The sequence below is a fragment of the Amycolatopsis sp. lyj-108 genome (genome assembly GCF_046549005.1).
In the GTDB taxonomy this organism is placed as follows: Bacteria; Actinomycetota; Actinomycetes; order Mycobacteriales; family Pseudonocardiaceae; genus Amycolatopsis.
Window position 1 is genome coordinate 661,777 of sequence record NZ_JAJPWQ010000002.1, and the last position, 24,173, is coordinate 685,949.

Genomic DNA, 24,173 nt, shown 5'->3' on the forward strand with positions numbered 1-24,173 from the left:
CTTCGGAGTGGGGTGGATCGTGAGCGGGGGCCGCTAGCGGCGGCTCTTGCGCACCGAAGCGGCGAGAAGCAGGACGCCGACGAAGATCGCCCCACCGGCCATGACCCACCGGAAGTCGAACTGCGGGAGCCACGAGGCGCCGTCCGAGAGGACGTAACCCGACACCAGCAGCGTCGCGATCCCGATGATCAGGGTGAAGACGTCCACCCCGCGCTTCGCGGGCCGAGCCGACTGAGTCTGTGTGCTGTCGTAGTTGTCGTAGTCGTACTCAGCCACGACGCACCTCCACGTTCCCGACACCGTTCTCGACCTTCACAGTGATCTTCTGCCCGTTGCTCCCCGGCGCGGTGAAGTCGACGACGTCTTCGCCGACCCCCGAGCGGGACTGGCCGAGGCAGTCGACCTCGCCCGCTCCCGTCTCACAGGAGACCTTCACTTCGGCACCCATCGGCACGAGCACCGTCGAGTTACCGGCTCCGTTCGAGACCTTCGTGCTCACCGAAGCCCCAGCGGGCAGCTTGGTCAGGTCGACGTCGATGTTCCCCGCCGAACGGTGGTACTCAGGCAGCACCTCGGACACCTGGCTCGGCGTCGCCTTCAGGTCGCCGACGCCGCCCTTCACGGAGAAGTTCTCGAACGGGACCGTGGTGAGCGCCATCCCGACGATCGCCAGCGGCACCGCCAGCCCGATCAGCCCGCGACCGCCACGAACGAACGAACCGGCCACCAGCCCGATACCGACCACACCGAGGGTGAGCCCGACGACGTGCTGCGGGGTGAACCAGGTCTCGCCGTCCAGACCCAGGACGGTGCCGACCCCGGCCACCAGCACGGCGAGCCCGAAGGTCGCGGCGCCGATCTTCGACTTCCGGCCGCGAGGCGCCGGCGGCGCGGGAGGCGGCGGAGGGGTCTGCGGCGGCAGCCCGCCGGACGGCGAAGCGTTCGGCAGGTCCCAAGCCGACGGGTCGGCCGCGAGCGGGTCCCAGCCGCCCTCGGTCGCCGTCGAGGTGGAGGTCGCCGACGCCGACGCCATCGAGAACGCGGCCGTCGGATAAGCCGGAGCGGGCATCGTCGGCCGGTTGAACTGACCGCGGTTGCGGTGCAGCAGGTACAGCGCGACGGCCATCAGCGCCAAGCCGATCAGGCCGGTTCCGTCGGTCATCCAGCCGCCGCTCAAGGTCCAGGTGAGACCAGGGAAAAGCAGGAGCAGCAGCATCACCGCGAACGCCGGCGAGCTCGACGCGCGTCCCCGGCCGATCATCCCCTCGAACGCGGAAACGGGGTCACCCTCCTGCGGCAGGAAAAGCCAGCCCAGCAGATAGACGAAGACGCCGAAACCGCCGAACACGGTCGCCGCGACCAGCGCGACGCGGACCACGGTCGGGTCGATGCCGTACCGGTAGCCGATGCCGGCGGCCACACCGGCGAACTTGCGGCCCGCCACCGGGCGGACCGGCCTGCTCCGCCAGAAATCCTTGACGGTCTCTTCGAAGCCGGCCGCGGGGCCGCGCTTCGGAACCTGTGTCTCACTCCCACTCATGCCACAAAGAATGCGCTCCGGCGGGCCCTCACCACATCCGGGAACGTCCCTGAGGTTTCCCCAGCGGGAAGAGTCAGGGGTTTCCCCGATGGATCAGTGCGGCACTCCGTGTGACCATGGAGTACGTGCAGGAATCCGCCCCCAACGACCTCGCCGGACAGGTGAAGCCGACGATCATCGAGCGCCCGCTGGTGCCCGTCGCCGGCAGCCTGTCGCCGGCACCGTTCGAGCCGCCCAAGATGTACCGCCGCCGCTCCGGCCGCGCCATCGCGGGTGTCGCCGGCGGTCTCGCCGACCACCTCGGCGTCAAGGTGCTCTGGGTCCGGACCGCGTTCGCGTTGCTCGCCGCGCTGAACGGCGTCGGCCTTCTCGCGTACGGCCTGCTGTGGGTTTTCGTCCAGCAGCAATCCGGTGAGGTCGAGCCGGAGAAATCCGCGCCGAAGGACAAGCAGCAGGCTTTCGGCCTGATGGCGCTGGGTGTCGGCCTCGCCGTCGCCAGCGGCACGCTGACCGGTTTCATCAGCGGCTGGGTCGCCATTCCGCTGGCGCTCGCGATGATCGGCGCGGCCGTCGTCTGGCGGGAGGCCGACGAGTCGCAACGACGGCGCTGGCGCCTCGGCGCCAAGGGCGGGGTCGCCACGGCGTTCCTCGGCGGCGGGGGCTGGTCGGCCGCGATCCGCGTGGTCGCCGGCGTCGCGCTGGTGATGGCGGGCATCGGCGTCGTCGTCCTGCAGAGCGGCAGCATCGACCAGGTCAAATTCGCGCTGGTCGCGGTGATCGCGACGCTGTTCGGGGTGGCCGTGCTGACCGTCCCGTTCTGGCTGCGCCTGGTTCGCGATCTGTCCGACGAGCGCACCGCCCGCATCCGCACCGACGAACGCGCCGAGATCGCCGCGCATCTGCACGACTCGGTCCTCCAGACCCTCGCGCTGATCCAGAAGCAGGCGGATTCGCCGCGTGAGGTCGCCCGGCTCGCGCGCGGTCAGGAACGCGAGCTGCGCGGCTGGCTGTACGGGCCGTCGGGGTACGGCAAGAACAAGAAGACCGAGGAAGAGGCCATCAGCGGTCAGCTGTCCGAAGTACTCGCGGCCGCGTGCGGCGAGGTCGAGGACGCGTTCGCGATCTCGGTGCAGCAGGTCGTCGTGGGGGAGGCAACGCTGAACGAGCCGCTGACCGCGCTGGTCCAGGCGGCGCGCGAAGCGATCGTCAACGCCGCCAAGCACGCGGGCGTCGACGAGGTCAGTGTGTACGCCGAGGTCGAGCCGACGGCGGTGACGGTTTTCGTGCGGGACAGGGGCAAGGGGTTCGACCCCGATGTCGTGCCGGGCGATCGGCACGGTCTCGCCGATTCCATCCGGGGGCGGATGGAACGGCACGGGGGCAAGTGCAAACTTCGTACCGCACCGGGTGAAGGAACCGAGGTCCAGCTGGAGATGCCGGTCAAGGCGGGGAAGGGCGCGGCGTGAGGTCGCTATGCTCACGGGACAGGGCGAGCGAGGGAGCATCGTGACGGAGAACCAGCAAACGCGGGAGCCGGTCAAGGTCTTCCTCGTCGACGACCACGCGCTCTTCCGTGCCGGAGTGCGCACCGAACTGGATTCGATCACCGACGACGTCCGCGTGGTCGGTGAGGCGGGCTCGGTTGCCGAGGCGGTCGCGGGCATCGCCCGGACCAAACCGCAGGTCGTCCTGCTCGACGTGCACATGCCCGACGGTGGCGGCGCCGAAGTCCTGCGCCGGATCCGGCCGGAACTGCCGGACGTCGTGTTCCTCGCGCTGTCGGTCTCCGACGCCGCGGAGGACGTGATCGCCGTGATCCGCGCGGGGGCGCGGGGGTACGTCACGAAGACGATCTCGTCGAAGGAGCTCGTGCGCGCCGTCGTGCGGGTCTCGGACGGCGACGCGGTGTTCTCGCCGCGGCTGGCGGGATTCGTGCTCGACGCCTTCGCCGACCGGCCGGGTTCCGCGCCGATCAGCGATCCGGACCTCGACCTGCTGACGCCGCGGGAGCGCGACGTGCTGCGGCTGCTCGCGCGCGGGTACGCGTACAAGGAGATCGCGTCGGAGCTGTTCATCTCGGTGAAGACCGTCGAGACGCACGTGTCGAGCGTGCTGCGGAAGACGCAGCTTTCGAACCGGTACGAGCTTTCGCGCTGGGCTTCCGACCGGCGTCTCGTCTAGGTGGCGCCTGTCCTCATCGGCCTGGTGGCCGTGTTCTTCCTCGGCATGGGGCTGCTCGGGCTCGCCGCGCCGGGGCGGCTCATCCGGCCGTTCGGCATCACGCTGGAGTCGGCGACGGCGCGGACCGAAGTGCGCGCGGTATACGGCGGCTTCGGTGTGGCTGTCGCGGTGCTGCTCGGATTCGCGGCTTTCGACGTCGGCGGGATCCAGCGGGGTGCGGCGATCGCGGTGGCCGTCGCACTCGTCGGGATGGCCTTCGGGCGGCTGGTCGCGCGGTTCGCGGAACGACCGGAGCGGTTCTATCCGAGCTGGCTCTATTTCTGGGTGGAGCTGGTCATGGCCGCCCTGCTCGTCGTCGCGGTCGTGTCGCCTTTAGCCCGCTGAACGCAGGTCAGCGGAATTCGTGGGTGACTTCGATCTTCCCCACGATGTGCGTGTTGAACTCGGCGAGGTCCTCGGCCGGGACCCACAGCTCGAGGATGGTCTTCCCGCCCGCCTGCTGGACGGGGTACCGCTCGACGAACGAGGTCTCGACCTCGAACCGCGTCACGAAGCCCGCGCCGTCGTATCGCACGTTCCAGTCGCGGGCGATCTTGATCGCGTAGTCCTCGTTCAGCACCGGGTAGAAGATCGGCTGCTCCGGCAGTCTCGGCGGCCACTCGCGCCAGCCCGACTCGCGGACGAGGTCGAGCTCGACGGGCCCGGTCGGGCGCCACAGGGTCGTCGTTTCCGTCATGGCGCGACCTTATCGGCGGCGAGAGGGCGCTCGACCTGCGGAGTGGTAGCAAAGGTCCCTTGCTCCTTCGGCCGGAGCCGGGTCAGCGCGACCCCGCCCAGCACGACGACCATCCCGGCGATCACCCGGAAGTTCAGCGGCTCGGCCAGGAACACCGCCCCCAGCAGCACCGACACCACCGGCAGCAGGTATCCGACGATCGACGCCGCGACGGCGCCTTCGCTCGCGAGGAGCTGGTAGTTCAGCGCGAACGCGATCCCCGTCGACCCGATGCCCAGGATCACGACCGCGACGACCGCGCCGGTGCTCAGGTGCACCGGTTCGAAACCGCCCATCGGCATGGCGAGCAGCATGAACCCGGTCGCCAGCAGCATCTGCCCGCCGGCCAGCGCGAGCGGCGAGTCGCCGGTGCCGGTGAGGTACTTGCCCTCGTAGACGAACGCGAACCCGTAGCTCGCGGCCGCCGCGAGGCAAGCCAGCGCGCCCCAGCTGACCAGGCCGGAGGCCTCCCACGGCGCGAAGATCAGCAGGATGCCGGCGAGGCCGACGACCAGCCCGGCGACCCGCAGCGCGGTCATCTTCGTCCGCGCGCCCATCATCGGCGCGGCCAGCAGCACCCACAGGGGTGTCGTCGAGTTCAGCACGCCGGTGATCCCGGAGTCGACGGTCAGCTCACCCCACGCGAACAGCAGGAACGGCAGCGCGTTGTGGAAGAACGCCGCGACGGCCAGATGTCCCCAGATCCGCCGTCCCGACGGCAGCCGGTCCCGGCCGAGGTAGCAGAGCCCGATCAGCACCGCCGCGCCGAGCGCCACCCGCGCCAGCACCAGCTGCACCGGCGAGAACGCGCCGAGCCCCAGTTTGATCCAGAAGAAACTCGATCCCCACATGAGCGCCAGCGCGCCGATCCTCAGCAGGGTCTTCGTCTCGCCCACCCCAGTCCTCCTTAGTGCCTGGCTCAGCTTCGCCGCGCCGACGCGTAAGGACAAGCGAAAATAACTGCAGGGAGCCTTAAGCAGAACTGTAAGATCGGACCATGCTGGACGTCCGCCGCATGCAGGTCCTCCGAGCCGTGATCAGCAGTGGTTCGATCACCGCCGCCGCCAGGAACCTCGGCTACACACCATCCGCGATCAGCCAGCAGTTGTCCACCCTGGAAAGGGAAGCGGGGGTCGAACTGCTCGAACGCGTCGGCCGCGGCGTGCGCCCGACGCCCGCCGGTTCGCTGCTGTCCGAACACGCGGAAACGCTGAGCACCCAGCTCGCCAAGGCCGAAGCCGCGCTCAGCGAACTCAAGGAAGGCCGCACCGGCAGGCTCGCCATCCGCTATTTCGCCACGGCGGGCGCCTCACTGGTGCCGTTGGCCGTCGCCGCGCTGCGCCGGGAATTCCCGGGCGTCCGCCTGGACCTGAAACTGGTCGAGCCCGACGATTCGATGCCCGAGATCGAGTCGGGCAAGGCCGACGTCGCGATGATCGTGCTCCCCAGCAGCGCGCCCCGGGTCAAAGGGGTCGAGTACATCCACCTCCTCGACGACCCGTATCGCGCGATCCTGCCGAAGAACCACCGGCTCGCCCGCAAACGCGTCCTCGATCTCGGCGAACTCGCGGAAGATCCGTGGGTCGGCGTCGACGGTCTCCCCGGCGCCTGCCGAGACATCCTGCTCGACGCCTGCGGTGCGGCCGGATTCGCCCCGAACCACGTCGTCGAATCCGAGGATTACCAGACGGCACAAGGATTCGTGGCCGCCGGGCTCGGTGTCGCGCTGATCCCGGAGCTCGGCCTCGGCGCCCCGCACCCCGGCGTCGCCATCCGCAAGGTCCGTCGTCCGGATCCGGTCCGATCCATCCACGCGGCCGTGGCCGCGCACGCCAGGGAACACCCCGCGGTGCGACGGTTCCTCAGCGCGATCCGCGAAGGGGCCGGACAGGTAACCGTGACTGGTCGAGTGGGCACGAAAACCGGCTGAGCTTGAACAGCCGCGTCGGCGGTCGACAACCTGGCAGGGAACCCGCCAGCGAAAGGATCCCGGTGCGCCCCCTGATCGTCCTGCACGGCTCTTGGCACCAGCCCGCCCATTTCGACGACGTCGTCGAACGCCTGCACCGGGAAGGCGCCGACGTCACCGTCCCCGACCTCGGCGGGCGTCCGATCGCCGAAACCACCCGGACCGTCCAGGAACTCGTCGACCGGGCGGCCGAGCCGCCGGTGGTGCTCGCGCACTCCTTCGGCGCGCTCACCGCGAGCGGGCTTCAGGGGGTCTCACACCTGATCTTCCTGGCCGCGATCGTCAGCGAGCCGGGGGAAACCGCTCAGTACTGGAACGAGCGGCTCAAGGAGGAGACCGGCCGCGAACCCGACCAGGTGCCCTTGACCTTCGACGACGCGGGCCTGACCCACCTCGACCTCGCCGCCGTCCGCGAGGCCATGTACGCCGACTGCACGGACGCCGTCGCCGAGCGCGCCACGGCGTTGCTGCGTCCCGAGCCCGCCACGATCTTCGACGAGTCGCCGGAGGGCTCGGCGTGGAAGGACACCCCGAGCACGTACATCGCCTGCACCGAAGACCGGGCGCTCGCGCCGGAACTGGTGGCTCACTGCGCCGCGCGCTGCGAAACGACGGTGACCTGGCGGGCGAGTCACAGCCCGTACCTCAGCCGTCCGGTGGAATTGGCGACGCTGGTCCGCGAGCGGCTCTAAATCAGGAACAGTTCCGCGAACAGCACACCGATGAGGATCGCCGCCACGACGGCACCCGCCACGATCAGCCACTTCCGGGTGTCGGGAGACTTCGCCACGGCCGACGCGGCGGGCGCGTACTGCTGCGCCGGCGGCGCGTACTGCGGCTGCGGCGGCTGATACTGCTGCGGCTGGTGCTGGGGGAACTGCGGAACCGGCTGCTGCTGCGGGGCCTGGTTCATCGGCATCGGCATCGAGGCCGGAACCGTCGGCATGGCGGGCGCGGTCGGCGGGATGAACGCCGTCTGCCTGCCCTCGGTGATCGCGCTCAGCGAGCGGACCGTGTCGGCCATCGTCGGCCGCGAATCCGGCTCGGGCCGCAGCATCTTGCGCAGCGCGCCTGCCAGCGGGCCGGCGGTCTGCGGCGGCCGTTCCGAAGACTCGCCGTCCTCACCGAACGGCGGCACCCCCTCGACGGCCGTGTACAGCGTCGCGCCCAGCGAGAACACATCGGACGCCGAAGTCGCCGGTTCGCCGCGCGCCACCTCGGGCGCCCGGTACGCCGGGCTCGGCCCGCCACCGGTGATGCCGATGTCGGTGAGCTTCACGCCGCCGTCGTCGGCCAGCAGGACCGTGCCCGGTTCGACGGTCCGGTGCACCACCCCGGCCTCGTGCATCGCGGCCAGCGCGCGGCCGAGCACGATGCCCAGCCCGGCGGCCTGTTCCGCGGTCAGCCTGCCGTGCTCGGCGAGGAAGGTCGCCATCCCGCGCGACGGGATGTACTCCATCACCAGCCACACGTCCGGCCCGTCGGGCAGCACGTCGTACACCTTGATGGCGGTCGCGTGCTCGAACTTGGCCGCGTCCTTGCCTTCTTGGATGACGACGGCCTTCGCCTGCTCCGCCCGGTCCGGCGGCAGGCCGACGGGCAGGTACATGCGCTTCATCGCGACCGTGCGCAGCAGACGCGTGTCGAACGCCAGCCACACGATGCCCGCCCGGCCACGCCCGATGGGCTGGTCCAGGCGGTACCGGCCGCCGACGATGGAACCTTCAGAACTCAATTGAAGCCTCGGATCAAGCGCCAGGTGGGGTCGAACTCACTGGCGGGGTGGGCGTGGTGCTCGGCGGAGGATCATCGGAAGAAGTCGGCGGCTTCGGTGTCGTCTTCGGGCTCGACTTCGTGCTGGTCGGCCGATCCGGCTCGTCCGTCTGGCTCGCCTTGCTCGACGTCTTCTTCGACGAAGTCGTCTCCTTGGGCGGCTCGGCCGATTGCGTCTCCGTCGGCGTTTCCGTCGTCTCGGGAGCCGATGACGTCGCCGAAGGGGTCGGTTTCGTCGACGAGTTCCCCACCTGGGCGGGCGTCTCCGGATTGTTCGGGCTCAGCAGCCAGAAGCCCAGCGCGGCCAGCGCCACGACCACGACACCGCCGATGATCGCGGGTTTCTTCCACGCGCCCGGCTTCTCGTCGTCCTCGTCCACCGGGCTGGTCTGCGCACGGGTGGGCGGAGGCGGCGGAGGCGGGGTGTCGTAGTCGTCGTCGTAGGGATCGTCGTCGTACTCGCCCGCGGGGATCGGGACGGCGCGGGTGGGCGCCGGTCCGCCGCCGGGGTGGCCGCGTTCGGCGAGCAGCGCCGTCTCGTCGTAGTTGTCGTACCCGTCATAGTCGTTTTCCGGGTAACCCGACGCGGGCGGCTGCTGGTAGTCGTCTTCGTCGTAGTACGAACCCGCCGCGGCCTGCTCGTCGAGGAGCGAGCCCGAGTGACCGGCCGCTTCGCTGTCCAGCGCCTGGGTCGCGCCCGCGCCGGCGAGCGCCCCCGCGACCGGGGCGGCGAGCACGGTCTCGTCCGCGGGACCGCCCAGCGGCGTTTCACCCCGCGCGACAGCGTCGAGGAGTTCTTCGCACTCTTCGGCGGTGGGCCGGTGCCGTACCTCCGGGTGCAGCAGCACAGCGAGCACGCTGGCGAGCGGGCCGGACTGACGCGGCGGGATGATCTGGCCGGCCGCGACCGCGTGCAGCAGGCTCAGCGTGTTCTCGCTGAGGCCGAACGGCGGCTGGCCTTCGCAGGCCGCGTAGAGCGTCGAGCCGAGGGAGAAGACGTCGGACTCCGGGCCGGGGTCGCCGCCGATGGCCACCTCGGGCGCCAGGTAGGCGGGGGTTCCGGCGATCATCCCGGTCTTCGTGACCGTGACGTCGTCCTTGGCCCGCGAGATGCCGAAGTCGGTGATCTTCACGGTGCCGTTGGGCGCCAGCAGGATGTTGCCGGGCTTGATGTCCCGGTGCACGATGCCGACCGCGTGCGCCTCGGTCAGCGCCGCCGCGACCTGGGCGCCGATCCGGGCCACCTCCGTCGGCGGCAGCGTCCGCTCCTCCTGCAGCACCTGGGCGAGGCTGGTGGAGTTCAGGTACTCCATGATCAGGCACGGCTGGCCGTTGTCGTCGGTGACGACGTCGAACACCGAGATGGCGTTCGGGTGGTGCAGCCTGGCGGCGATCCGTCCCTCGCGCATCGTCCGCTGGCGGGCGTCTTCGGCGTCGTGAGCCTCAAGACCGGGTTGCAGCAGCAACTGCTTGATCGCCACCGTGCGGCCGAGTACCTCGTCGTGCGCTTGCCACACGGCCCCCATAGCGCCCGTGCCGATCCGCCCGGCGATGCGATATCGACCGGCGACCAGGCGACCCTCGTCGCTCACGCGACCTCCCTTTGGGCTCCGTCTTCACGTCGCGGAGTCGTCCGCGCACGCGGTGCGGCCTTCAGCACGCCACAGCGTTGGAGCGTATGCACATGTAGTGGTCTGTGTGCCGGCTTTTCCGAGACCGACTCGTGACAAGGCTAGGCGCTCACTCTGCGCACACACACGCGGCACACTCTGATCGCACTGGGTGGAGAGCCGTTACACGCGGGGTGTCCGTCACATGTGCTGCGCGGACAGCAGTCGCGCGTCGGTGATCAGACCGGTCGTTTCGTCGGCGAATTCCAGCACCTGCGTGACCCGGACCATGCCGCCGTCCGCGTTGCGCATGGTCACCACGGCGAGGATGGTGCCGTCGGCCTGCTCGCGGAGATCCTGGATCTGGATGGCGTCCATAGCGCTCCACGCCTCGACCAGCCTGCCCATCTCGGACTCGGCCAATACCGGCGTGAGCAGCGACATCGCACCGTAGGGATCGGCGTCGACGGTCTGGTAGAACTTCCGGACCGCCTCGAGCTTGCCCTCGGCCGTGGTGACCGCGGCCGGTTTGGAGACCGGCTGCGAACTGGCGCTGCTGGACGTCGAACCCTGCTGCGTGAGCGAACCCGAGGCGGTACCCGAAGACGGCTGCGGCGTCGTGCTGATGCCCGCGGACGTCGGCGTGTCCTGCTTCCGCTGCGGCTCCGTGGAGTCCGGCACGGCGAGTCCGCCGAGCGCGGCGGCCCCGCTCATCACCTCGGGTGCGGCGGCGCCCGGCGCCGTGCCTTGAGGCTGGCCGCCCGCGAGCACGCCCGCGGTGACGACGGCGCCCGCGACCAGCAGTCCGGCGGCCACCAGCCCGGCCAGCTTGGCCCGCCGGGCGGCGCGGCTTTCCGGCTCGTCCTCTTCGGGCTCGGGCCGCGGCGACGGCTCTTCACGGGTGCGGGCGGGAACGAACTTCTGCGGCTCGCGGAAGACCTGCTCGAGGTACTCGCGGTCCACACGGGTGTCGTTCAGGATCTCTTCCGGGATGACGTCCTCGACACGTACGGCGTCCTCACGCCGTATGCGCTGTCGATCAAGCACGAAATTCCTCGCTCTGGTCCGGGGCAGGCGCTGGGCCGTTCGGCCGACGCCTCTGGTCCGCGCGGCCGTCTTCTGAACGGTGCGGACCCTGCAGTCGCCAGGTAACCCTGTGCGGACGGTTCGCGGCCAGGCTCTATCGCCGGAATGCCGTCGCCATACGACGAACGGCAGCTTAGGTCACCCACCCGGACCAGGGACGACCGCTCGCCGCACCGCACGTGCAGAGGAACAGGACACCTGCACGTGCGCGGACGGTTACATGCCGTCGTCGACGATCTTGTCGTCGTCACCGAAGGTCAGTGTGCGCTGCTCCATGGTCTTCGTTCCGTCTTTGTGGGTGACCTCGACGGTGTTGACCGTGACGCCGCGGCGCTGGTCGATGCTGACCTTCTTCACCTCGAAGTAGGCGACGTCCGCGTAGCGCTCACGGAGGCCCTGCGCACCTTCTTCGCTCAGGCTTCCCGAGGTCACCGAAGAGGCCTCGTGGGGATCGGTGGTGACGTTGTTGAGGAAGATCTCGGTGTTGTCGCCCATCGTCTGCGCGTCCGGCTGGGACGCGTACCAGGCGGCCGTCGTGGTGGTGCGGTCCGCGGGCGTGACCGGCGGCTTCTGCGGCCGGTCGCTCGACGACGGCGCGGGCCGCCCGGACGTGACCGGCCCGCCCGAATCCGGCTGGGTTTCGCTGCTGCCGGAGCCGTCGTTGTCCGACGAAGTGCCGGAGTTGGCGGAACTGCGGTCGTCCCTGGTGGAGGAATCGGTCTCGGAGCTCGACGGGTTGCCTGCCGCACCGCCCTGCGGCGGCGTGGCCGGGTTGCCGGCGAGGCCTTCCTGCGTCAGCGGGCTGCCACCGCGGTATCCGGGCCAGCCGCCCTGGCTCTGCTGCTCCGGGAGGGGTTTGCCGACCAGGAACGAACCGGCGAAGAGCAGGCCGACGACGACCAGCGCGGACGCCGCCGCCGCGAACCAGGCGGCCTTGCGCCAGGTCTTGGGCGGGGTCACCGAGGCGGGCACCGAGCCGAGGTCGAAGGTGCTGAGGCCGTCGACGGGCGGGGCGAGGTAGACGCGGACGTCGTCGGTGTCACCGTCGATCTCCACCGGCTCGGGACGGCGGGGAGCGGGGGCGGTCAGCGTCACCTTCGTGCGCTGGGCGGCCTTCACGCGCCGCTCTTCGGCGGAGGGCCGGACCGGTTCGGTGAACGAGACCTCGACGCGGGCCGGGCGGGCTGGGTGCTCTACGGGGACCTCGCGAGCGGGCTGGGGGAGCGGCAGGCGGCCGCTCGATGGGGCGTAGCCGGGGCTCGGCGCCCTCCTGTTCCGCGGTGGCGGCAGCGGCAGGGAACCGGTGGAGGGCGGGGCGAACTCACGCTGTGCGTGATGGCCGTGCCCGGTGGGGCGCTGCCGCCTCGGCGGCACGGGTGGGGTCCAGCTCTCGGTACCGCCCGCCCGGTGGCGGCCCGCGTGCGTGGCGCCGTCCCGTCCTTGGTGTTCCGCCCAGCCGTTCATGTCCGAGCGACCCCCTCGCGGGCCGTCCCTGACGGCGATGTGACACCGGTTAAGCCGAACGGAGCAGTGCTTTCACGGGATCCCTCGCTTGCAGACTCCCGGGCACTCTCGTGAGCAAATGCACGCGCATGCGACTGGGGACGCGCGGGGCCATCGCCCCCGCGCGTCATACGGGCATCGCCCGACCCAGACGCAAGGGTCCTCACGGGATCCACACTAAAAGTTCGACACGCGCAAGTCTTCACCCACTCTGCAAGTTGCAGATCTTTCACTCGGTCGGGCGCGGCCGAACGGGCCTTGGTGACGTTACGCAGCGCTATCAGTGCTGGTGGAGCCGCTCAGTTGCCGCTGCGGTACTTCTGCTGGGTCGATTGCAGAGCTTTGGTGGCGGTGATCCCGCTACCCGCTGCAAGCAAAATGGCGATGATGTCGAGCGTCGTTCCCCCACTGGTGAGCAACCAGGCGAAAAGCGAGGCCGCGGTGGTACCCGCTGCGATCGGCCAGCGTGTCTTGACGTACTGGGCGATGGGCGTGCCGCCCGCGCGCTTACCCGCCGCGTTGTTCAGCATGGCGAGGTAACCGAGATGGCCCAATGTCGCCAGGACACCGGCGATCGCGATGATCACGGCGATGAGGTTAATCATGTGTCCAGTTTGCCCTGTCCCGCGTCGTCGTGGCTCGGGGAACACCCTGAGTTTCGCCTCACGGCACGCGATCGTGACGTGAGGCCGTGGTCCGCATCACTCACGACCACCTGGACTGAACCGGCGGTTTCGCGTGACTGGACGGACGACACGTGCGGCGCTCGCGAAGGACGCCTTCGCCGCGTGCCATGCGGCGAAGGGCGCTTTCGCCACGTGAGACGCGGGGAAAGTCCCCTTCAGCGCCCCAGCCTGCCCCGGCCCAGATTCAGCAGCGCCATCGCCAGTTGCCGTCCCTCCGGCCCGAGTTCGCGGTAGCGCGCCAGCACGTCCATTTCACGGTTGTAGACGATCCTGGTGCCGCCCGCGGCCATCCTGGCCGCACCGATCGTCTTGGAGACTTCGACGCGGCGTTTGACCAGCCGCAGGATCTCGCCGTCGAGCCAGTCGATCTCCTTGCGGAGCTCACCGATCTCTTCGGCCGTGGCGGTGGGTTCTTCGGCGTCCGGCTTCTGTGTGGTGTTCATCGGGACCTTTCTTCGGTCCGGATTCCCTGCTGGCCCCCGGAACAGCGTAAAGCCCCGGGGTCCGTGGACTCCGGGGCTTCGGGTGATGGCATTTCGGCACTATGCGATCACGGGAGCCGGAGTCCGGGTCCCGTAAAAAAATCGCGTCACGTGCCGCATGCCGATCATTATGCCACAGCGAAACCGTCCTCCGGCTTGACGCGGCGGCGTGCTCCGCGGACGCGGGCGTGCACGAGGACGCTCATGGCCAGCCAGAACATCGGCATCGCCGGCCAGAAGAACGGCACCCCCGAAGCCGTCCAGCGGACGATCAGCAGCACCGAAAGCACGACGGCGACCGCGAGGTGGGCCCGCACCGCCGGATGCCCGAAGACGACAGGCCGCCGCTTCGGCACGGGTTTCGGCAGATCGGCCGTGAGCGCGGAGAGTTCGTCTGTGTACTTGGTGGAATACACAGTGCCGAGCCGCTCTTCTACTTCTTCGAGGGTGAGACGGCCTTCGCCGCCGGCGGCCTGGATGAGCGAGACGACCCGCTCCCGGTCGGTGTCGGCGGCCCTGAGCCGGGAGGGAATTCCGTTGGTGTCCATGGCATCCGATCCTCCGCCGCGAACACCGTCCGCGCGTCGGACGGCAGGCGGCAACACCGCCTACGCCCGGCGCTGTAGCGTGGACCGGCGATGAACACCCTCTTCGATCTCCCAGCGGACGGTCCGGCCAAGCCCCGGCACGCGGACCTGCTCGACGACCTGAACCCGGCACAGCGCGAAGCCGTGACCCACGCGGGCTCGCCGCTGCTGGTCGTCGCGGGCGCGGGTTCCGGCAAGACCCGGGTGCTGACCCGCCGGATCGCGTACCTGCTGGCCGAACGGGACGTACACCCCGGCCAGGTCATGGCGATCACGTTCACCAACAAGGCGGCCGCGGAGATGCGGGAGCGGGTGAGCGACCTCGTCGGCCGCCGTGCGAACGCCATGTGGGTGTCGACGTTCCACTCCATGTGCGTGCGGATCCTGCGCCGTGAGGCCAAAACGCTGGAGATGTCGTCGAGTTTCTCGATCTACGACTCGGACGACACGAAGCGGCTCATCACCCTTGTCGCCCGCGATCTCGACATCGACCCGAAGCGGTACGCGGCGCGCACGCTGGCCGTGCACATCTCGAACCTCAAGAACGAACTGATCGTTCCGGAGACGGCGGTCGCCGACGCGGGCAACGACCTCGAACGCCGCGTCGCCGAGGTCTACGTCGAGTACCAGCGGCGGTTGAACCAGGCCAACGCCTTCGACTTCGACGACCTCATCATGCGGACGGTCGAACTCCTGCAGACGTATCCGGACGTCGCCGAGTACTACCGGCGGCGGTTCCGGCACGTACTGGTCGACGAGTACCAGGACACGAACCACGCGCAGTACACGCTGATCCGCGAACTGGTCGGCACCGAGGCGAACGAGGCCGGGATCGAGCCCGCCGAACTGTGTGTCGTGGGTGACGCGGACCAGTCGATCTACGCCTTCCGCGGGGCGACCATCCGCAACATCGAGGAGTTCGAACGCGACTTCCCGAACGCGCGGACGGTGTTGCTGGAGCAGAACTACCGCTCGACGCAGACGATCCTGAACGCGGCGAACGCGGTCATCGCGCGAAACCCGAACAGGCGCGCGAAGCGGCTGTGGACCGATTCCGGTGACGGCGAGAAGATCGTCGGCTACGTCGCGGACAACGAGCACGACGAAGCGGCGTTCGTAGCGGGCGAGATCGACGCGCTGGCGGACAAGGGCGAAGCGGACTACTCCGACGTCGCGGTCTTCTATCGCACCAACAACCAGTCGCGTGTGTTCGAAGAGATCTTCATCCGCCTCGGCCTGCCGTACAAGGTCGTCGGCGGCGTGCGGTTCTACGAACGGCGCGAGGTCCGCGACATGCTCGCGTACCTGAGGGTGCTGGCGAACCCGGAGGACACGGTCAGCCTGCGGCGGATCCTCAACGTCCCCAAACGCGGCATCGGCGACCGCGCCGAAGCGGTCATCGCGACGTACGCCGAGCGCGAGCGCATCTCGTTCACGCAGGCGTTGCGCGGCGCCGTCAACGGCGAGGTGCCGATGCTGAACCCGCGCTCCGCCAAGGCGATCACCGGTTTCGTCGAGTTGATGGACGAACTCGGCGAAGTCGTCGAGAGCGGCGCCGAAGTCGCCGACATCCTCGAAGCGGTCCTGGAACGCACGGGCTACCGCGCGGAACTCGAAGAGTCCGACGACCCGCAGGACGCGTCGCGGGTGGAGAACCTGACGGAACTCGTCACCGTCGCGCGGGAGTTCACCGAATTCACCGCCGAGGTCGCCGGTCCGGACGGTGAACTCCCCGAACTCGAGGCCGTGGACCCCGGAGTGCCGGAGCCGGGCTCGCTGCCCGCGTTCCTGGAGCGCGTTTCGCTGGTGGCCGACGCGGACTCGATCCCCGCGGCCGACGGTGGCGATGACGGTGACGGGCACGACGCGGGCGTGGTCACGCTGATGACCGTGCACACCGCGAAGGGGCTCGAGTACCCCGTCGTCTTCGGCACGGGCTGGGAAGACGGGATCTTCCCGCATATGCGCGCGCTCGGTGACCCGACGGAACTGGCCGAGGAGCGCCGGCTCGCCTACGTCGCGATCACGCGGGCGAGGAAGAGGCTGTACGTCTCCCGTTCGATGGTGCGCTCCGCGTGGGGCCAGCCGCAGATGAACCCGGCTTCGCGGTTCCTCGACGAGCTTCCCGCCGAGCTGGTCGATTGGCGCAGGCTCGCGCCTTCCTCGTCCTCCGGTGGTTTCGGTTCGTCGGGCGGTTCGCCGCGTGCCGCGACGACCTGGGGCAGCCGCGGTGGCGGTGGCGCCTCGCCGTCGAGGTCGACGGGCACGAGTCCGTTCGGCAAGGGCTGGAAGGAAACGGTCGCGCTCAAACTCGACATCGGCGACCGGGTCAGTCACGACAAGTACGGACTCGGGACCGTCATCGCCTGTGACGGTGTGGGCCCGCGTGCCACGGCGACGATCGACTTCGGCGCCGCGGGCAAGGTCCGGCTGATGCTCATCGGCAGCGTCCCGATGGTCAAACTCTAGCCCCGACCTGCGGTTTCTCCGCCGCGCTCCAAAACTGTCGGACCCCTCCCGTATACCTGTGCCATCGAACACGAGTTCGATGCGCTGGGGTAGGCTGGACGAGCCGGTGTGCCCCGATCAGGAGGAGGGGGCGCACGGTGTGGACGGGGTCTTGTTTGGGGTTCTCTCGAGTGGGGTACTCGAATACCTGCGGGGTGTTGAAGAAGGGGCGGGGCCGGATCGGGGTCCGGAACCGCCGGAAGTGCTCAGGCTGGTCGCGGCCTGGCGCGCGTTACTGCGGACGCACGAACCGGACGGGGCCGGACGGTGTGTCGTATGCGGGCACGCGCGGCGATGGCTGTTCGGGCCGCGGCCAGCCGGGTGCCGAATTCGTTCCCGGGGACTTTTCGCCGGATGGTGGCCGATCGCACGGCGCCCGGCCGGTCTCTGCACGGTATGGCAGATCGCCGTGGGGTACTTCGTCCGCAAGCTGCCCGACGGCGTCGCGTGAGGGCTTTGAGAGCCCGAAAGACCACACATGCTCCGGGCCGGATGGCCTACGACGCTTCCCAGTGTCCTCGAAGCTGGTGTCCTCGAAGGGGGAGGCAGAGGCCCTGAAGGCGCGCCAGAGCGTCGTTGCCCGGCGCGCCCTTGCTGCGGGCGGCCTCACCGGTGTGGTGAAGGGGAAGGAATTCCGATCAGCCGACGCTCACGCCACGGGCGGCGAGCCACGGGCGCGGGTCGATCTTCTTCGTGCCGTTCTGCCACACCTCGAAGTGCAGGTGCGGGCCGGTGCTCTGGCCACGGTTGCCGACCTCGGCGATCTCCTCGCCGCACTTGACCTTCTGGCCTTCGCGGACGGAGAACGAGTTCATGTGGCCGTAGACGTGGACGGTGCCGTCGGCGAGCTGGACCTTGACCCAGAGGCCGAAACCGCTGGCGGGGCCCGCTTCGATGACCGTGCCGTCGGAGGCCGCGACGATCGGCGTGCCGATCGGGGCCGCGAGGTCGATGCCGAGGTGGCTCGTGCCCCACCGGGCACCGAAGCCCGAGGTGAAGGAGCCCTTGGTCGGCATGCAGGTCTTGGGCCGCTTGGCCTCTTCTTCGGCCTTGCGGGCCGCTTCGGCCTCGCGCTTGACGCGGGCCTGGGTGATGCTGTTGTTCTCCGAGAGCTTCTGAGCTTCGGCGGAGGCGTTCGTCGACTGGCTCGTCGGCAGCAGTTCGGGGGCGCCACCACCGGCTCCGCCGCCGAGGGCGAACGAGGCGCTCGCGTCCTGGGTGCTGGCCAGGGGGGTGACGGCGGCGTCGGAGGATTCCGAAACGGACTTCAGGGTCTGCCCGGCAGCGGCGGCCGCGAAGGCGCCGGCAGCGACGGCTGCGACCACGACACGACCGCGAAGGGCCGAGGACGGGGGCGACAGGCGGTGCGAGCCCCGGACGCGAACGACCGCACCATCGAGTGCGTTCTCGAGCGCCGGGGAAGGAGCTTGGCCGCCGGGGGAGCGGTGTGAAGCCAAGACGGGGCCTTCCGTGTTCGGGGAGTCGGATCAAGAGCCCGGGCGGGGGAACCCGGTGAACGACCTCGGGGGTGGTTCGTTCGGTGCTCTCATTCGTGATCTGACTGTAATGGGGACCCCGGGACAGTAACGAAGCGGCACCCCGAACAGCAAGATCTGACGGCGCTCTCGGCCGATCGGGCGACGGCGATGTGGCCGTTGTCCAGTGGAGATTACCCAAAGTTAAACCAGGTTTACTCACAACCGTGTGACTTGCGTTACAAGATCAAGGGGCCGTTCGGGGGTACCGAAGGGCCGGAAAGGGGGCAAACGAGGGAAATAAGCGGTTGCCCGACGGTGTTGAAGGAGGTTTACCCGGACTAGGCCGCTTCCACGCCTAGCCCGCGCCTGGTCAGCTCGTCTTCAGCTTGACTTCAGCTGTCTTCCGTGACCTGGCTGAACGCCGGTGAGACCTGCGGCGCCCCTGCTGCCGGGCCCGGCCGGCCCCGGCTTGCTAGCGTCGCCGTCGATGACTTCGCGCTCACGGCACCCTGGCGGCGACTCCGCCGGGCAAGCCGTCCCCGGTACCGCGTCCGCCGAACTTCTCCGGAGCGAACCGGGCTCCCGCCCGCGAGCGCTCCTGCTCTCGGCGGGGCTGGTGTCGGCCGGTGCGGTCGCGCTGGCCGCCGGCGCGCTGCTGCCCGTCATCCAGGGTGGTTCGCCTGGTTTCACCGCCGGTCCGTTGCTGGTCGTGCTGGCCTTGGCGCCCGCGGTGGCCGTGCTCTACGCACTGTTCACCGGGCGCGCCGGGCTCACGGCCGGGCTGGTGCTCGGGCTCACCGCACTCGCGCCGGGGCGGCTACTGCTGGACCTGCAGCTGCTCGCGGACGGATCCCTCGCCGCGCGGCCGGAACTGTTCCTCGCCGACAGGCTGCTCGCGCTGCCTCCGGCCGGGCCGGGGCTGTGGCCGCTGGTGGTGGGCCACCTGCTCACGCTCGCCGCCGGGGCGTTCGCCGCCGGGACCGCACGTGACGAGGCGGAACTGGCGGGTGAACTCGACGGACGGCGTCGCTGGCGGCTGCTCGGGCCCGTGCTCGGCGTGGCCGGCGGGATGGGTCTGCTGCTCGCACCCCTCGGTTCGGGCAACGCGTATCTGCTGGCCAAGAACGCCTTCGAGGGTCCGACGGTCGCGATGGCCGGGTACCTGCTGCTCGCGGCGATGCTTCCGTTGACCGTGCTCGTGGCCGTGAGTTCGTCTTCGGCCGGAGTCGGCAAGGGCGGGTTCGCCGGAGCCGGGCTGGCGTCGCTCGCGGTCGGGGTCCCGGCGGTGGTCGCGGGGCTGGTCGTGGACCGGCTCTCGGTCGCGCCGGGTTCGGTGGTGGTGACCGTCGCGGGGCTGGCGCTGGTCGGGCTGGCCTTCACCCGGTTCGACGTCGCGGAAGCAGGCGATGCCGTCACCGGTGACCTCGCCGGCGAAGCAAGGCTGCCTGGGCTGTTCTGGTGGCGGCTGGCCACCGGTGGCCTGGCGCTGCTCGCCGCCGCCGCGGCGGTCGCGGGTGCGCTGGCCCCGGTTCTGAAGGCCAACGGTCCGGCGCCCGTCCCCGAGACGCCGGCGCGCTGGCTGCTGCTCGGCGCCGCCGTCGTGCTCGCCGTGCCCGCGCTGTTCGTCTTCGTGCCCCGGCTCTCGGCGTTCGCCAGGGGAGTCGTCGCGGCGACGTGGGCGGGGGTCGTCCTCGCGGGCGCGGCCGTGCTGAGCGCGGCCTTGTCCGTGACCGAGGACAAGGCGGTGGACCCGGCGCTGTTCGGGGTCGACCTCCCGGTGCCGTCGCCGGACGAGGTCGGCTTCTCGGCGGGCCCCGGCGTCACGTGGACGTTCGTCGCGCTCGTGCTGGCAGCCGTGGCCGCGCTCGCCGCGGTGGTCACCGGCGTCGTGGAACGCGATGTCGCCGATGACGCCGATGACGCCGATGACGCCGATGACGCTGCCGATGCCTCGACCGACAGCGGGCTGGACGGTTCGCGGGCGAACGGCGCCGTGCTGACCCCGGTCGTCGCGGCGGCGGTCCTGGCGATCGCCGCGTTCGGCACCCCGGTGTTCACCGCGCCGGGCTACACCGCTCCCGGTCTGTGGTCGAACTTCGGCGCGGCGTCGTGGGGCCTGCTCGGCGCGCTCGCGGTCTTGCTCGGCCTGTACGCGCTCGTCGTGCGCTCGCGGCCGGTCGCGGCGGCGTCCGCCCTGGCCGGTGCCGCGCTGCTACTCGGGCTGCGCGCGGCGGAACTGCCGCTCGTCGGTTCGGAGTACGACGGCTCGTCGGCGGGGATCGGGTTCTGGCTCGCCCTGGGCGGCGCGCTCGTCTCCCTCGTCGCGGCCGGGATGGCCGTCGCGGGTGCGCGGCGGACCGGATGACGCGCCGCCTCCTCCGCGTCGTGCTGGCCGAGTTCGATGTCCCGGACGGGTCGGCGGTCGCGCTCGGGCGGGCGCTGCGCGACGACGGGGTGGAGGTCGTCTACGCCGGGCGTCTCGACACCGTCGAACAAGTGGTCCGGACGGTCGAACAGGAGGATCCGGACATCCTCGGCGTCTTGCGCGGCGAGAGTGAACCGGAAGGGCTCGCCGAAACGCTTCCCGGCGTTCTCCTCTTCGCGGTCGGTAACGGCCCGAGCGGGTTCGAAAACGCCTTCGAAAGCCTGGAAGAGGCGGCGATCTGGGTCTCCGGTGTGCGGTCTCACACCGTGGAAACACCGTCTGACCGCGTACGGTGACCGACTTCACCAGGTGCGGAGTGCCCTGCTTCTGCGCAGGTCGCTAACCTCGACTGGTCCGACAGCGCGGTCCGGGAACGGACCACCACAGTGGCGTGTCGTCAGGAGACTGGAGTAGTGGACCTCTACGAATACCAGGCGAGGGATCTCTTCGCCGCCCACGGAGTACCGGTTCTGCCGGGTGCCGTGGCAAACACCCCCGAAGAAGCCAAGGCCACCGCCGAGAAGATCGGCAACCAGGTCGTCATCAAGGCGCAGGTCAAGACCGGCGGCCGCGGCAAGGCCGGCGGCGTCAAGCTGGCCCAGACGCCGGACGAGGCCGCGGAAAAGGCCGAGGCGATCCTCGGTCTCGACATCAAGGGCCACATCACGCGTCGCGTGCTGGTGGCCGAAGCCTCGGACATCGCCGAGGAGTACTACTTCTCCTTCCTGCTGGACCGTGCGAACCGCACCTTCCTCGCGATGGCTTCGGCCGAAGGCGGCGTGGAGATCGAGCAGCTGGCCGTCGAGCGTCCCGAAGCGCTCGCGAAGATCCCGGTCGACGCGATCATCGGTGTCGACAAGGCGAAGGCCGTCGAGATCCTGACCGCGGGCAAGTTCCCGGAGAAGGTCGTCGACGAAGCCGCCGACGTCGTCGTGAAGCTCTGGGAGACCTTCGTCTCCGAGGACGCGACGCTGGTCGAGGTCAACCCGCTGGTCCGTGACCCGCAGGACAAGATCATCGCCCTCGACGGCAAGGTCACCCTCGACGAGAACGCCTCCTTCCGTCAGCCGGGCCACGAGGCACTGGTCGACAAGGACGCGGAGAACCCGCTCGAGGCGAAGGCCAAGGCCAAGGACCTCAACTACGTCAAGCTCGACGGCGAGGTCGGCATCATCGGCAACGGCGCGGGCCTCGTTATGTCCACGCTGGACGTCGTCGCGTACGCGGGTGAGAAGCACGGCGGCGTCAAGCCCGCCAACTTCCTCGACATCGGTGGCGGCGCGTCGGCCGAGGTCATGGCGGCCGGTCTGGACGTCATCCTCAACGACACCGACGTGAAGAGCGTCTTCGTCAACGTCTTCGGCGGCATCACCGCTTGCGACGCGGTCGCGAACGGCATCGTCGAGGCGCTGAAGATCCTGGGTGACGAGGCCACCAAGCCGCTCGTCGTGCGGCTGGACGGCAACAACGTCGTCGAGGGTCGCCAGATCCTCGCCGACGCGAACCACCCGCTGGTCACCGTGGTGGACACAATGGACAACGCGGCCGACAAGGCCGCCGAGCTCGCCGCGGCAGGTGCGTGAGATGTCGATCTTCATCAACGAGAACAGCAAGGTCATCGTCCAGGGGCTCACCGGCTCCGAGGGCATGAAGCACGCGACCAAGATGCTGAAGTCCGGCACGAACATCGTGGGTGGCGTCAACTCCCGCAAGGCCGGTCAGACCGTCTCCATCGAGGGCAAGGACCTCACCGTGTTCGGCACGGTCGAGGAAGCCATCAAGGAGACCGGCGCCGACGTGTCGGTCATCTTCGTGCCGCCGAAGTTCGCCAAGGACGCGGTCATCGAGGCGATCGACGCCGAGATCCCGCTCGCCGTGGTGATCACCGAGGGCATCCCGGTACACGACTCGGCCTACTTCTGGGCGCACGCGGTCGCGACGGGCAACAAGACCCGCATCATCGGGCCGAACTGCCCCGGCGTGATCAGCCCCGGCAAGTCGAACGCGGGCATCATCCCGGCCGACATCACCGGTGCCGGCCCGATCGGTCTCGTGTCGAAGTCCGGCACGCTGACCTACCAGATGATGTACGAGCTGCGTGACATCGGTTTCTCGACCGGTGTCGGCATCGGCGGCGACCCGATCATCGGCACGACGCACATCGACGCCCTCGAGGCGTTCGAGGCCGACCCCGAGACCAAGGTCATCGTGATGATCGGCGAGATCGGCGGCGACGCCGAAGAGCGTGCCGCGGCCTACATCAAGGACAACGTGACGAAGCCGGTCGTCGGCTACGTCGCGGGCTTCACCGCGCCCGAGGGCAAGACCATGGGCCACGCCGGCGCCATCGTCTCCGGCTCCTCCGGCACGGCCGCCGCCAAGAAGGAGGCCCTCGAGGCCGCCGGTGTCAAGGTCGGGAAGACCCCGAGCGAGACCGCCGTCCTGGCGCGCGAGCTGTACAACAGCCTCTGATCCTTCGGAGACTGGCGCTTTCCCCGGCGGGCCGGGCACCTCACCGGTGCCCGGCCCGCCTCTTTGCGCCCGGAGCGCGTTTAGCCCCCTAATCGCGATCCGGTCGTCGCGGAGGGGTTCCGCACGGAACCTGATCGGGTGTACAGACGTCTCAGAGCCCGAGGCGTGGGGTGACCGCGTGTGCGCTAGCGTTCGAGCATCACAGCCGCCTCGTTTGTCCCGGGAGTCCCGCGCGCCCCGGGGTGCCGGTCGAACGACAGGAGAGCATTCGGATGTCCTATCCCAGCGGTGGGCCCGGCTACCCCCAGCAGGGTGGCGGCCAGCAACCCCCTCAGTCCCACCCCGGCTCGGGAGCCTTTCCGCAGCAGCAGGCGCCCTCGCAGGCTCCTCCGCTGAACCTGGCGCTGCTGCTCGCGCTCGCCGTCGCCGTCCTCGGCCTGGTGCAGTTCTTCATCGGTTTCTCCGACGAGGCCGACGCCGCCGGACAGGTCTCGGTCTTCCTCCTGGTCAGCGGTCTGCTCGCGGGTTTGCACGCGCTGCCGCGTGGCCCGAAGACGCTGCCGTTCGCCGCGTTGTTCAGCGTCCTCGGCGCGTTCGCCGCACTGGACCTGATCATCGGCTACGGGAGCGGCCGTGAGGATGTCTCGGTTCCCGGCATCCTCACCGTGGTGCTGATCCTCGGCATCCTGCAGATGCTGGTCGCGGTCGCCGCGCTGCTGTTCGAGCACGACGTCATCAAGCTGCCCGCCGCGAAGCCGCAGCAGCAGGCACAGCAGGCCCCGTACAGCCAGCAGTTCCCGCAGCAGGGCCCGCAGGGTCCGTTCGGCCAGCAGGGTCAGCAGGGCCCGGCCGCCACCCAGGTCCAGCCGTTCCCCGGCGCGGGCCAGCAGGGTCAGCAGCAGGGCGAGCCGTCCGGTCCGTTCTCGCAGCCGGGCGGGTTCCAGCCGCCGGTCACGCAGCCGCCGGGGCAGCAGGCCACGACGTACGCGCCGCAGCAGGGCCAGTTCTTCCAGCAGCCGCCGTCCTCCTCCTCGTCGGAGTCGGGCCAGAACCCGGGCACGCCGCCCGGTGGTTTCGGCAAGCAGAGCTGACTTCCGA

The 24,173-nt window shown here is 69.7% G+C and carries 23 protein-coding genes; 11 read left to right on the forward strand and 12 right to left on the reverse strand.

Features of this window, described 5'->3' with window-relative positions; all coding sequences use genetic code 11:
- Positions 1 to 33: 33 nt before the first annotated feature.
- A complete protein-coding gene (locus tag ACLJO0_RS09490) occupies positions 34 to 276 on the reverse strand; it encodes a hypothetical protein (protein WP_125790015.1) in 243 nt (80 codons plus the stop codon).
- Positions 269 to 1,540, reverse strand: coding sequence for a PspC domain-containing protein (locus ACLJO0_RS09495; RefSeq protein WP_410577596.1), 1,272 nt, complete (start codon positions 1,538 to 1,540; stop codon positions 269 to 271). Before ACLJO0_RS09495 ends, ACLJO0_RS09490 begins: the two co-directional genes overlap by 8 nt.
- Positions 1,541 to 1,650: 110 nt before the next feature.
- Here ACLJO0_RS09495 and ACLJO0_RS09500 point away from each other — a divergent pair, with 110 nt between their 5' ends.
- The 3 genes from ACLJO0_RS09500 to ACLJO0_RS09510 are packed head-to-tail and all read left to right on the forward strand — an operon-like array spanning position 1,651 to position 4,105.
- Positions 1,651 to 3,006 (forward strand): ATP-binding protein, encoded by a 1,356-nt coding sequence (locus tag ACLJO0_RS09500; protein WP_125796385.1) that lies wholly within the window; start codon positions 1,651 to 1,653, stop codon positions 3,004 to 3,006.
- Between the two features lie 7 nt (positions 3,007 to 3,013).
- Positions 3,014 to 3,721: a response regulator gene (locus ACLJO0_RS09505; protein ID WP_125680018.1), complete on the forward strand. Its 708-nt coding sequence runs from the start codon at positions 3,014 to 3,016 to the stop codon at positions 3,719 to 3,721.
- Positions 3,722 to 4,105: a DUF4345 domain-containing protein gene (locus ACLJO0_RS09510; RefSeq protein ID WP_410577598.1), complete on the forward strand. Its 384-nt coding sequence runs from the start codon at positions 3,722 to 3,724 to the stop codon at positions 4,103 to 4,105.
- A 7-nt stretch (positions 4,106 to 4,112) separates the two neighbouring features.
- On the opposite strand, the gene ACLJO0_RS09515 is transcribed toward ACLJO0_RS09510, so the two are convergent.
- Both ACLJO0_RS09515 and ACLJO0_RS09520 read right to left on the reverse strand, forming a co-directional pair.
- Positions 4,113 to 4,457, reverse strand: a complete 345-nt coding sequence (locus ACLJO0_RS09515; RefSeq protein ID WP_410577600.1) for a hypothetical protein — start codon at positions 4,455 to 4,457, stop codon at positions 4,113 to 4,115.
- On the reverse strand, positions 4,454 to 5,392 hold the full coding sequence (locus ACLJO0_RS09520; RefSeq protein ID WP_410577602.1) for a DMT family transporter: 939 nt from the start codon (positions 5,390 to 5,392) through the stop codon (positions 4,454 to 4,456). Before ACLJO0_RS09520 ends, ACLJO0_RS09515 begins: the two co-directional genes overlap by 4 nt.
- 101 nt (positions 5,393 to 5,493) lie before the next feature.
- On the opposite strand from ACLJO0_RS09520, the gene ACLJO0_RS09525 reads away from it, so the two are divergent.
- Positions 5,494 to 6,426, forward strand: a complete 933-nt coding sequence (locus ACLJO0_RS09525; protein ID WP_410577604.1) for a LysR family transcriptional regulator — start codon at positions 5,494 to 5,496, stop codon at positions 6,424 to 6,426.
- A 62-nt stretch (positions 6,427 to 6,488) separates the two neighbouring features.
- A complete protein-coding gene (locus ACLJO0_RS09530; protein ID WP_410577606.1) occupies positions 6,489 to 7,157 on the forward strand; it encodes an alpha/beta fold hydrolase in 669 nt (222 codons plus the stop codon).
- Here ACLJO0_RS09530 and ACLJO0_RS09535 read toward each other — a convergent pair.
- The 7 genes from ACLJO0_RS09535 to ACLJO0_RS09565 all read right to left on the reverse strand — a co-directional run bounded on the left by ACLJO0_RS09535 (position 7,154) and on the right by ACLJO0_RS09565 (position 14,153).
- Positions 7,154 to 8,200: a serine/threonine-protein kinase gene (locus ACLJO0_RS09535; protein WP_410577608.1), complete on the reverse strand. Its 1,047-nt coding sequence runs from the start codon at positions 8,198 to 8,200 to the stop codon at positions 7,154 to 7,156. The two genes, ACLJO0_RS09530 and ACLJO0_RS09535, sit on opposite strands and share 4 nt — an antisense overlap.
- A gap of 13 nt (positions 8,201 to 8,213) precedes the next feature.
- The gene (locus tag ACLJO0_RS09540) at positions 8,214 to 9,830 is read right to left on the reverse strand and encodes a serine/threonine-protein kinase (RefSeq protein WP_410577610.1); all 1,617 of its coding nucleotides are present in this window, start codon (positions 9,828 to 9,830) and stop codon (positions 8,214 to 8,216) included.
- Positions 9,831 to 10,049: 219 nt separating this feature from the next.
- Positions 10,050 to 10,895, reverse strand: coding sequence for a hypothetical protein (locus ACLJO0_RS09545; protein WP_410577612.1), 846 nt, complete (start codon positions 10,893 to 10,895; stop codon positions 10,050 to 10,052).
- Positions 10,896 to 11,150: 255 nt separating this feature from the next.
- Positions 11,151 to 12,398 carry a hypothetical protein gene (locus ACLJO0_RS09550; protein ID WP_410577613.1) on the reverse strand — a complete coding sequence of 416 codons (1,248 nt, stop codon included), beginning with the start codon at positions 12,396 to 12,398 and terminating at the stop codon, positions 11,151 to 11,153.
- Between the two features lie 338 nt (positions 12,399 to 12,736).
- A complete protein-coding gene (locus ACLJO0_RS09555) occupies positions 12,737 to 13,042 on the reverse strand; it encodes a hypothetical protein (protein WP_125788895.1) in 306 nt (101 codons plus the stop codon).
- 236 nt (positions 13,043 to 13,278) lie between these two features.
- A complete protein-coding gene (locus ACLJO0_RS09560) occupies positions 13,279 to 13,566 on the reverse strand; it encodes a chorismate mutase (RefSeq protein WP_125796394.1) in 288 nt (95 codons plus the stop codon).
- Positions 13,567 to 13,733: 167 nt separating this feature from the next.
- Positions 13,734 to 14,153, reverse strand: coding sequence for a DUF1707 domain-containing protein (locus ACLJO0_RS09565; RefSeq protein WP_410577615.1), 420 nt, complete (start codon positions 14,151 to 14,153; stop codon positions 13,734 to 13,736).
- Positions 14,154 to 14,243: 90 nt separating this feature from the next.
- Between ACLJO0_RS09565 and pcrA the strand changes: the two genes are divergently transcribed.
- Positions 14,244 to 16,661: a DNA helicase PcrA gene (gene pcrA / locus ACLJO0_RS09570; RefSeq protein WP_410577617.1), complete on the forward strand. Its 2,418-nt coding sequence runs from the start codon at positions 14,244 to 14,246 to the stop codon at positions 16,659 to 16,661.
- A gap of 677 nt (positions 16,662 to 17,338) precedes the next feature.
- Here the strand turns inward: pcrA and ACLJO0_RS09575 are convergent.
- Entirely contained in the window at positions 17,339 to 18,025 is a 687-nt protein-coding gene (locus ACLJO0_RS09575) for a M23 family metallopeptidase (protein WP_125788899.1), read from the reverse strand.
- 640 nt (positions 18,026 to 18,665) lie between these two features.
- On the opposite strand from ACLJO0_RS09575, the gene ACLJO0_RS09580 reads away from it, so the two are divergent.
- From ACLJO0_RS09580 to ACLJO0_RS09600, 5 genes are all read left to right on the forward strand, one after another.
- A complete protein-coding gene (locus ACLJO0_RS09580) occupies positions 18,666 to 20,543 on the forward strand; it encodes a hypothetical protein (RefSeq protein ID WP_410577619.1) in 1,878 nt (625 codons plus the stop codon).
- On the forward strand, positions 20,540 to 20,899 hold the full coding sequence (locus ACLJO0_RS09585) for a hypothetical protein (RefSeq protein WP_410577621.1): 360 nt from the start codon (positions 20,540 to 20,542) through the stop codon (positions 20,897 to 20,899). Before ACLJO0_RS09580 ends, ACLJO0_RS09585 begins: the two co-directional genes overlap by 4 nt.
- A gap of 117 nt (positions 20,900 to 21,016) precedes the next feature.
- Positions 21,017 to 22,186 carry an ADP-forming succinate--CoA ligase subunit beta gene (gene sucC, locus ACLJO0_RS09590; protein ID WP_125796400.1) on the forward strand — a complete coding sequence of 390 codons (1,170 nt, stop codon included), beginning with the start codon at positions 21,017 to 21,019 and terminating at the stop codon, positions 22,184 to 22,186.
- A 1-nt stretch (position 22,187) separates the two neighbouring features.
- Positions 22,188 to 23,075: a succinate--CoA ligase subunit alpha gene (sucD, locus tag ACLJO0_RS09595; RefSeq protein WP_125788903.1), complete on the forward strand. Its 888-nt coding sequence runs from the start codon at positions 22,188 to 22,190 to the stop codon at positions 23,073 to 23,075.
- Positions 23,076 to 23,347: 272 nt separating this feature from the next.
- Positions 23,348 to 24,166, forward strand: coding sequence for a DUF5336 domain-containing protein (locus ACLJO0_RS09600; RefSeq protein WP_410577624.1), 819 nt, complete (start codon positions 23,348 to 23,350; stop codon positions 24,164 to 24,166).
- Positions 24,167 to 24,173: the final 7 nt, after the last annotated feature.

Bases quoted from the DNA above. Each gene is read 5' to 3' on its own strand.
- ACLJO0_RS09495 (WP_410577596.1), bottom strand. From the start codon at position 1,540: ATGAGTGGGAGTGAGACACAGGTTCCGAAGCGCGGCCCCGCGGCCGGC.
- ACLJO0_RS09505 (WP_125680018.1), top strand. From the start codon at position 3,014: ATGCTCACGGGACAGGGCGAGCGAGGGAGCATCGTGACGGAGAACCAG.
- ACLJO0_RS09515 (WP_410577600.1), bottom strand. From the start codon at position 4,457: ATGACGGAAACGACGACCCTGTGGCGCCCGACCGGGCCCGTCGAGCTC.
- ACLJO0_RS09525 (WP_410577604.1), top strand. From the start codon at position 5,494: ATGCTGGACGTCCGCCGCATGCAGGTCCTCCGAGCCGTGATCAGCAGT.
- ACLJO0_RS09550 (WP_410577613.1), bottom strand. From the start codon at position 12,398: ATGAACGGCTGGGCGGAACACCAAGGACGGGACGGCGCCACGCACGCG.
- ACLJO0_RS09555 (WP_125788895.1), bottom strand. From the start codon at position 13,042: ATGATTAACCTCATCGCCGTGATCATCGCGATCGCCGGTGTCCTGGCG.
- ACLJO0_RS09560 (WP_125796394.1), bottom strand. From the start codon at position 13,566: ATGAACACCACACAGAAGCCGGACGCCGAAGAACCCACCGCCACGGCC.
- ACLJO0_RS09565 (WP_410577615.1), bottom strand. From the start codon at position 14,153: ATGGACACCAACGGAATTCCCTCCCGGCTCAGGGCCGCCGACACCGAC.
- pcrA (WP_410577617.1), top strand. From the start codon at position 14,244: ATGAACACCCTCTTCGATCTCCCAGCGGACGGTCCGGCCAAGCCCCGG.
- ACLJO0_RS09580 (WP_410577619.1), top strand. From the start codon at position 18,666: ATGACTTCGCGCTCACGGCACCCTGGCGGCGACTCCGCCGGGCAAGCC.
- ACLJO0_RS09585 (WP_410577621.1), top strand. From the start codon at position 20,540: ATGACGCGCCGCCTCCTCCGCGTCGTGCTGGCCGAGTTCGATGTCCCG.
- sucD (WP_125788903.1), top strand. From the start codon at position 22,188: ATGTCGATCTTCATCAACGAGAACAGCAAGGTCATCGTCCAGGGGCTC.
- ACLJO0_RS09600 (WP_410577624.1), top strand. From the start codon at position 23,348: ATGTCCTATCCCAGCGGTGGGCCCGGCTACCCCCAGCAGGGTGGCGGC.